General features: G+C 69.0%; 6 protein-coding genes. 4 read left to right on the top strand and 2 right to left on the bottom strand.

What is annotated here, in order from left to right; all coding sequences use genetic code 11:
• On the top strand, nucleotides 1-1,694 hold a 1,694-nt coding region (locus BSE24067_RS17825; protein WP_174904812.1), incomplete at its 5' end, for a diflavin oxidoreductase.
• A gap of 38 nt (nucleotides 1,695-1,732) precedes the next feature.
• Here the strand turns inward: BSE24067_RS17825 and BSE24067_RS17820 are convergent.
• On the bottom strand, nucleotides 1,733-2,692 hold the full coding sequence (locus BSE24067_RS17820) for a LysR family transcriptional regulator (RefSeq protein WP_151063436.1): 960 nt from the start codon (nucleotides 2,690-2,692) through the stop codon (nucleotides 1,733-1,735).
• Between the two features lie 119 nt (nucleotides 2,693-2,811).
• On the opposite strand from BSE24067_RS17820, the gene BSE24067_RS17815 reads away from it, so the two are divergent.
• The 3 genes from BSE24067_RS17815 to BSE24067_RS17805 all read left to right on the top strand — a co-directional run bounded on the left by BSE24067_RS17815 (nucleotide 2,812) and on the right by BSE24067_RS17805 (nucleotide 8,016).
• Nucleotides 2,812-3,672, top strand: coding sequence for an oxidoreductase (locus tag BSE24067_RS17815; RefSeq protein ID WP_151063437.1), 861 nt, complete (start codon nucleotides 2,812-2,814; stop codon nucleotides 3,670-3,672).
• Nucleotides 3,673-4,147: 475 nt separating this feature from the next.
• Complete coding sequence (gene mprF, locus BSE24067_RS17810; protein WP_151063438.1) at nucleotides 4,148-6,742, top strand: bifunctional lysylphosphatidylglycerol flippase/synthetase MprF; 2,595 nt, start codon at nucleotides 4,148-4,150, stop codon at nucleotides 6,740-6,742.
• Nucleotides 6,739-8,016, top strand: coding sequence for a virulence factor family protein (locus tag BSE24067_RS17805; RefSeq protein ID WP_151063439.1), 1,278 nt, complete (start codon nucleotides 6,739-6,741; stop codon nucleotides 8,014-8,016). Before mprF ends, BSE24067_RS17805 begins: the two co-directional genes overlap by 4 nt.
• Nucleotides 8,017-8,094: 78 nt before the next feature.
• Here BSE24067_RS17805 and BSE24067_RS17800 read toward each other — a convergent pair whose 3' ends face one another.
• The gene (locus tag BSE24067_RS17800) at nucleotides 8,095-8,583 is read right to left on the bottom strand and encodes a hypothetical protein (RefSeq protein WP_174904808.1); all 489 of its coding nucleotides are present in this window, start codon (nucleotides 8,581-8,583) and stop codon (nucleotides 8,095-8,097) included.
• Between the last annotated feature and the right edge of the window lie 86 nt (nucleotides 8,584-8,669).

The following is an 8,669-nucleotide window of genomic DNA, read 5'->3' as shown; positions in this document are numbered from 1 at the left end:
CCGCGCACGCCGCGGACGGCGCGGCGCCCGCGCTGCCGGCCGACGCGGCCGCGTCCGGCGGCGTGCGGATCGTGCGCGCGCGCCCGAAGGTCACGCTGTTGTGGGCGTCGCAGACCGGCAACATCGAATCGTTGACCGAGGACTACGCGACGCAGCTGATGAACGCGGGCTTCGAGATCCGCACCGCGTGCATGTCCGACTATCCGGTCGCGTCGCTGGCCGGCGCGCAGTACGTGCTGCTGATGACCAGCACGTTCGGCGACGGCGATGCGCCCGACAACGGCAGCGAGTTCTGGGATGCGCTGCAGGCCGGCAGCGTCGCGCGCCTCGACGGCGTGCATTTCGCGGTGCTCGCGTTCGGCGACCGCAACTACGACCAGTTCTGCGGCCACGGCCGCCGGCTCGATGCGCGGCTGGCCGAACTTGGCGCGGCGCGGCTGTGTGCGCGCGTCGATTGCGACGTCGAATTCCAGCGCGACGCGGACCAGTGGCTCGAACGCGTGATCGCGCGGATCAAGGAAGCGGATGCGGCGCTGCACGCGGTGCCGGCCACCGGCTTGAGCGCGTCGGGTCTGCTGCCGACCAAGGCGCATCCGGCGCCGTCGAAGCTCGTCGCGAACCTGCGGCTGAACCGGCCGGGCGCCGCGAAGGACACGCGCTACGTGTCGCTGTCGACCGAAGGCGCGAACCTCGAATACGAAACCGGCGACGCGCTCGGCGTATGGCCGACCAACTGTCCGGAACTCGTCGACGAGTTGCTGTCGGTCACCGCGCTGAAGGCCGACGCGCCGGTATCGGTCGCAGGCGTCGGCGACATGTGCCTGGGCGACGCGCTCGCGCGCCACTTCGACATCACGCGCCCGCATCCGGACACGCTCGCGTTCATCGCGTCGCGCACCGCGAACGGCGCGCTGAAGGCGCTGCTCGCCGACGATCGCAAGGCCGACCTGAAGCAATGGTTGTGGGGGCAACAACTTGCGGACGTGCTGCACGAGTTCCCGATCGAGCTGTCGGGCGCGGAACTGGTCGGGATGCTGAAGCGGCTGCAGCCGCGGCTGTACTCGATCGCGTCGAGCCCGAGCGCGCATCGCGGCGAGATTCACCTGACGGTGTCGGCCGTGCGTTATCACAACGGCCGGCGCGCGCGCAAAGGCGTCGCGTCGACGTTCCTCGCCGATCGCGCGGACGACGGCCGCGTGCCGGTGTTCGTGCAGAAATCCGCGCATTTCCGGCCGCCGGTGAACGGCGACGTGCCGATCGTGATGGTCGGGCCGGGCACCGGCGTCGCGCCGTTTCGCGGCTTCCTGCACGAGCGGCAGGCGCGCGGCGCGCGCGGGCGCAACTGGCTGTTCTTCGGCGAGCAGCATGCGCAAACCGACTTCTACTACGGCGACGAACTCACCGCGATGCGCGACAGCGGGTTCCTGACGCGGCTCGATCTCGCGTTCTCGCGCGACCAGGCCGACAAGATCTACGTGCAGGACCGGATGCGCGAGCAGGGCGCCGAGCTTTACAGGTGGCTGGAAGACGGCGCGCACTTCTACGTGTGCGGCGACGCCGCGCGGATGGCGAAGGACGTCGATACCGCGCTGAAGGCGATCGTGGCCGAGCACGGCGGGATGTCGGACGAAGCCGCGAACGACTACGTCGCGCGGCTCGCGAAGGCGCGCCGCTACATGCGTGACGTGTACTGATCCGGCGGCGAATCGGCCCGTTGGCGGCCGCTTCGCCGCTATCCGCGCGGCTTTTGCGCGGACTGCCGGCCGGCGCGAAGTTCGGAAGGATCGAGAAAAAAGTCACGATTGCCGGCCATGCGTTCGACCATGAAGTCGATGAACGTCCGCACGCGCTGCGATTGCTCCGTTCGATGCCGGTAGTAGATGTAGATCATCCCGTATTCGGACATATGTTGCGTCAGCAACGGAACGAGCCGGCCGCTGCGGATATGCGGCGCCGCGTTGAAGCTGCCGAGCTGCCCGATACCGAGGCCCGACAGCACCGCCTGCGTTTCCATCTCCGTGTCGTTCACGCAGATCGCGGCAGGGACGTCGCGATAGACGAGCTCGTCGCCGATGCGGAACTGCCATTGCGCGAGCTTTCCCGTCGTCGCGCGCCGGTAGCCGGTGCAGCGATGCGCCGCCAGCTCGTCGATGGTCCGCGGCGCGCCGTTGCGCTCGACATAGTCGGGCGACGCGCACACGATCAACTGAATCGGCACCAGCGGGCGCGCGATCGAGCCGCCCGAAGGCGGATGGCCGCCGCGAAACCCGACGTCGGAACGGTCGGCGACGAGATCGGTGAACTGATCGTCGAGCTGCACGTCGAGGTGCACGTTCGGGTAGCGCTTCTGGAACGCATCGAAATGCGGCCACAGGACCGGGAGGCCCAGCGCGCGCGGCGCGCTCACGCGCAGCACGCCGCCCACGTCCTCCGTCGAGCGCCGCGCGTCGTCGAGCGCGGACGACAGCATCTCCAGCGCCGGCTTCACGTTGTCGAGGAGGCGCTGGCCTTCCTCGGTGAGGCTCAGCTTGCGGGTCGTGCGGTGAAAAAGCCGAACGCCCAGTTCCTTCTCCAACTGCATCACCGCATGGCTCGCGGCCTGCGGCGAGATGCGCTGGTCGACCGCCGCGCCGCGCAGGCTGCCGAGCGTGGCGGCGCGCACGAACGTCGTGATCGCGCGGATTCCGTTCATTTCCGTGCTCCGGATTCGCAAATAAAAGTTGATTATCACGCAAGAATAGACCGGCTAGTTCGTGTCAATCGTCGCGCCTACCATGGACTCACCTCATCACACACACGTGGAGAAACATCATGGAAGGCAAGCGGCAAGGCGGTTTCAAGCGGGTCTGGTTCATCACCGGCGCATCGCGCGGCATCGGGGCATTGATCGCGCAAGCGGCGCTCGAGGACGGCAACGCCGTCGTGGCCGCGGGGCGCAACGCGGCGGCGATCGTCGAGCGTCTCGGCGATTCGGCGGCATTGCTGCCGGTCCAGCTCGACGTGACCAACGAGGCGCAGGCGAGAGCGGCCGTGCAGGCGGCGATCGACACGTTCGGCCGCATCGACGTTCTGGTCAACAACGCCGGCTTCGGCCTGCTCGGCGCGGTGGAGGAGTCGGCCGATTCGGACGTGCGCCGCATGTTCGACACGAACGTATTCGGGCTGCTGAACGTCACGCGTGCCGTGCTGCCCGCGATGCGCGCGAATCGTTCGGGCCACGTGATCAACATTTCGTCGATCGGCGGTTATCGGGCCGCGGCGGGGTTCGGGGTGTACTCGTCGACGAAGTTCGCGGTCGAAGGGATCACGGAGGCGCTGCATGCGGAATTGAAGCCGCTGGGGATTCACGCGACGGTGGTCGAACCCGGCTACTTCCGGACGGACTTCCTCGATGCGTCGTCGCTGGTCGTCGCGCCGCACGTGATCGACGACTACGACGAAACGTCGGGCGCGGTTCGCCGCAAGGCCACGCAACTGAATCACAACCAGCCCGGCGACCCGGCGAAGCTCGCGGCCGCGATGATCGCGCTGGCCGACGCGGCGGACCCGCCGTTGCGCCTGCCGCTCGGTACGGACACGCTGGCGGCCATTGCGGCCAAGAACGCCTACGTGACGGAGGAAACGGAAGCATGGAAGGCGCTGGCGAGTTCGACCGATTTCGCGGCGGCATGATGAAACGGGGCGGCCCGGTTCCGGCCGGTTAATCGCCGGCTCCGAAGCGCCGGCCCCGAATCGCCGGCCCGACGGCCCGACGGCCCGACGGCGCGGCGTTGCCGGCCTGCGCCGCCGTCCCGTCCCCATTTCCCAAACCGCCGTCCGATCGCGGATTTGCGCTCGTGCGGCCGGCCGGCCGGGAGAATTCTTTCCAAATGCGTAATTCATCAGTCATCTGATGAAAAACCGGCACCGGTTCCCGGTATGATGCGCACCTTGCGCATGATTTTGATGCGGCGTTGATGCGACGGGCGTCCCCAACCGCCCTGTGTGAGACCGAAATATTCTGTAATATAAGATCCGTATACTTGTCATTTCCGATCCAGGCGTCGCCTGCCTCTGCTTTCGGCCGACCGCCCACGCAGAACAACCAGATTCGTCGCCGCCCGGCCGTCCCGCGCCGCGACATGCCATGTACCAGCACGAATAACCTATGTCTTCCCGTCACCCTGGTCCGCCCGGCCGTGCCGCGTCGGCGATCGCCCGTTTCTCGGCGCTGATCCGCCACGAGCGCGTGCTGTCGCCGCTGCTCGCACTCGGCATCGGGCTGCTGCTGATCGTGGTTTTCCAGCATCTGTCGGAATCCGTCGACTACCGGTCGGTGATCCGCCAACTGCGCCACATGGCCGTCGGCGAGTGGGCCGCGTCGCTGGTCGCAACCGCGCTCAGCTATCTCGCGCTCGTCGCCCGCGATGCGGTCGGCCTGCGCTACGTCGGCGCGAACGTGCCGCGCGCCGCGCTGTGGACCGGCGCGATCGCCGGCTCCGCGCTCGGCAACGCGACCGGGTTCGGCGCGCTGACGGGCGGCGCGGTGCGCGCGCGCGTGTACGGCGTGTCGGGCGTCACGCCCGCGCAGATCGGCCGGATGACGGTATTCACCAGCGGCACGCTGGCGCTCGCGATGGTGCTGATGACCGCGATCGGCATGGTGTGCGTGCCGCAGACGCTCGCCGCGATGCTGCACGTCGCGCCCGGCGTGCTCACGTGGGGCGGCGCCGCGCTGCTCGTCGTGCTCGCCGGCATGGTCGTGCTGTGCGGCAGCACCGCGCGCCCGGTCATCACGCGGTTCAAATGGCTCGCGTTCGACGTGCCGGCGCGGCGCGATCTCGTCGCGCAGGTCGTCTATGCGGTGCTCGACGTCGTGGCCGCCGGCCTGACGCTGTGGGTATTGCTGCCGGCCGCGCCGGTCGGCTTCCCGACCTTCATCACGGTTTACGCGGCCGCGCTGCTGCTCGGGATGATCGGCCATACGCCGGGCGGGATCGGCGTGTTCGAAGCCGCGATGGTGTTCACGCTCGGCCGCGAAGTGCCCGCGCATGCGATGGTGGCCGCGCTGATCGCGTATCGCGCGATCTACTTCGGCGTGCCGCTCGTGCTGTCGGCCGGGCTGCTGGCCGGCTTCGAAGGGCGCGCGCTGCGCCGCCGGCTCGTGTCGCGGCAGGCCGCGCGCGTGTCGCAACTGGCGCCGCTGTTCCTGAGCCTCGTGACCTTTGCGGTCGGCGGGATGCTCGTGATCTCGAGCGCGACGCCCGCGTTCTGGCATCGCATCGCCATCCTGCGCGGCATCGTGCCGCTATGGGTGCTGGAAGGCTCGCAGGTGATCTGCAGCGTGCTGGGCGTCGCGCTGCTGTTCGTCGCGCGCGGGCTGCTGCGCCGCCTCGACGGCGCCTGGTGGATGACCTTCGCGCTGACGCTCGCGAGCCTCGCGCTGTCGCTCGCGAAGGGCCTCGCGTTCGTCGAGGCCGGCGTGCTCGGCACGCTGCTGGTGCTGCTGCTCGTCAGCCGGCGCCGCTTCAACCGGCATTCGTCGCTGCTCGCCGAGCGCTTCACGGTGAGCTGGTTCGTGTCGGTCACGCTGGTGCTGATCCTCGCGGTGTGGGTGCTGTGCTTCGCGTTCCGCGACGTGCCGTACACACGCGATCTGTGGTCGCATTTCTCGTTCGACGCACGCGCGCCGCGCGCACTGCGCGCGACGCTCGCGGCCGGCGTGTTCGTCGCGATGTTCGCGCTGTGGCAACTGCTGCGGCCGGCGCCCGGCCGTTTCGTGAAGCCGGCCGAACAGGATCTGCTCGACGCGGAGCGGATCATCCGCGCGCAGGAATGCAGCGATGCGGGCCTCGCGCTGATGGGCGACAAGTCGTTCCTGTTCTCCGAATCGCGCCGCGCGTTCCTGATGTACGCGAAGAACGGCCGCACGTGGGCCGCGCTGCACGACCCGGTCGGGCCGCGCGAGGAATGGCCGGCGCTGATCAGCAAGTTCATCGCGCTCGCGCACGCGCACAGCGGCCGCGCGGCGTTCTACCAGGTGCGCGCGAACGCGCTGCCGCTGTATCTCGATGCCGGCCTCACGCTGATGAAGCTCGGCGAGGAAGCGCACATCGCGCTCGACCGGTTCGACCTGAAGGGCTCGAACCGGTCGCACCTGCGCTATGCGCTGCGCCGCGGCGACAAGGACGCGCTGTCGGTCGAGGTGATCGCGCCGGCCGACGTGCCGGCCGCGCTGCCGGCGCTGCGCGACATCTCCGATGGCTGGCTCGACAGCCGCGATGCGCGCGAGAAAAGCTTCTCGGTGGCCGCGTTCCACGAAGGCTATCTCGCGACGCAGTCGGTGATGCTGGTGCGCCAGGCCGACAAGCCGATCGCGTTCGTCACGTTCATGACGACCGATCTCAACACCGAGGCGACCGTCGGCGTGATGCGTCATCTGCCCGAAGCGTCGCCGTACGCGATGGAGTATCTGTTTACGCAGCTCGCGCTGCATCTGAAGGAAGCGGGGTTCCGCAAGCTCAGCCTCGGCATCGCGCCGTTCTCGGGAATGGGGGCGGCGAAGATGCCGTCGCCGTGGCACCGGTTCGGGCTGATGGTCTGGCGCTTCGGCGGCCGCTTCTACAACTTCCGTGGCTTGCGTGCATTCAAGAGCAAGTTCGAGCCGCACTGGGAGCCGCGCTATCTCGCGGCCTCGGGCTCGGTCGGCGTGTTCGTCACGCTCGCGGATCTGTCCCTGCTGGCTGGAGGTCGGCGTTCATGATGGTGAAGAAGGGTATCGCGCGGACGGCAGCCGCCTGCGCGGGAATGATGCTGGCCGGCGCGTCGCTCGCGGCGCAGCCGGCGGCGAAACCGGAAACCGTGTCGGGCGGCCGCTACGGCCCCGTGACCGTGACGAAGCCGAGCGGCGCGCTGCGCGGCTTCGTCGTGCTGTTCTCGCGTGGACGCGGCTGGAGCGCGGCCGACCAGCAGGCGGCCGATGCGCTCGCGAAGGCGGGCGCGATGACGGTCGGCGTGGATTCGGAGCGCTATGCGGCGAACCTCGCCGCGAAGCAGGAAACCTGTCACCACCTCGACGGCGACGCCGAGGCGGTCAGCCACCAGCTCGAACGCGTCGCGCAATCGTCGCGCTACTTCACGCCGATCGTCGCCGGCGCGGGCCAGGGCGGCGCGATCGCGAAGCAGATCCTGTCGATGGCGCCGGAGAACACGATTGCCGGCGTCGTGTCGGTCGATCCGGCCGCGAAGCTCGATGCGCGCTTCAAGCCGTGCCCGCCCGATCCGACGATCGTGCGCCGCGCGATGCCGGGCTTCGTCGAAACGGCCGCGGCCGGCGACGGCGCGAAGCTCGTGTCGCTCGTCGCGTCGCATCTGCACGACACCAGCAGCAGCGACGAACTCGACGTGTCGGACCTGCCGCTCGTCGAGCTGCCGGCCAAGGGCAGCAGCGATCGCCTCGCGATCGTGATCTCGGGCGACGGCGGCTGGCGCGATCTCGACAAGACGATCGCCGAGGCGCTGCAGCGCGACGGCGTGTCGGTGGTCGGCATCGACAGCCTGCGCTACTTCTGGAGCGAGAAGCCGCCGGCGCAGGTGAGCCGCGACCTCGCGCGCGTGATGCGCACGTACATGGCGCGCTGGCATGCGAACCGCGTCGCGCTGGTCGGCTACTCGTTCGGCGCGGACGTGATGCCGTTCGCGTACAACCGGCTGCCGGCCGACCTGCGCGACAAGGTCTCGGTGATGTCGCTGCTAGGCTTCGCGCCTGCGGCGGATTTCCAGATCCGCGTGACGGGCTGGCTCGGGATGCCGGCGAGCGAGAACGCGCTGAAGGTCGCGCCGGAAATCGCGAAGGTGCCGCCGCAGCTCGTGCAGTGCTTCTACGGCGCGCAGGAGAAGGAAACGATGTGCCCGGCGCTCGCGAATACCGGCGCCGACGTGATCAAGACCGGTGGCGACCATCACTTCGGCCACGACTACATCGCGCTCGAGAAGAAGATCCTCGGCGGGTTCGGCAAGCCGGTCGCGGCGCGCTGAACGCCGGCGCCCGCTGCGCGGCGGGCGCGGGATGCGCGGTTCATCGGACGGGCGGCCCATGTGACGGGCCGCCCGTTTTCATTTGTTCGTCCGGGAAGCACGGTCGACTGGCATCACGCGATGCATGATCTGTTGCAGCGACGGCAGGCGCGTGCCGGCCGCGAGGTTGCCGTCGCGGATTGCATCGGCGATCGCATGGGCGGAGGCTCGTAGCATTTCATCGGCGCGGGCAAACACGCTGGCGCCGCGCGTGAGGCCGATGCGGCGCCGCGCCGGCGAGTGCGGCACATTGCCCGACGCGCGACGGGAAAGGAAAGCGCGACGGCCGCGATCGTCGCGTCTGTGCGGCGCTGCCGCTTCCGCTGCTTGTGCGGTATCAGTCCGCGTTCGGTTCCGCGTTGCGCCGGTTCGCGCCGCGGTGCAGCGGCTCATCCGCCGCGGGACGACGAACACTTTTACTCGGCCGCGCTGCGCGAAGCGTCGCAGGACGATCACCAGCCGATCCTTGCGGCAATCGTGCGCACGATGCAAACGATGCGCGCGATGCAATGTGTGCGCATCTGTCACGCGCGATCGCGGAGCTTACGCCGGCGTGGCGGTACAGCGCATGCCGTGTCGCGTCATGGTCATCGCCACCGTCGTGTGAGCGCTTT

Source organism: Burkholderia latens (assembly GCF_902499045.1).
Taxonomy (GTDB): Bacteria; Pseudomonadota; Gammaproteobacteria; order Burkholderiales; family Burkholderiaceae; genus Burkholderia; species Burkholderia latens.
Note: the sequence above shows the minus strand (reverse complement) of the source record. Positions and strands in the feature narration are given on the sequence as shown.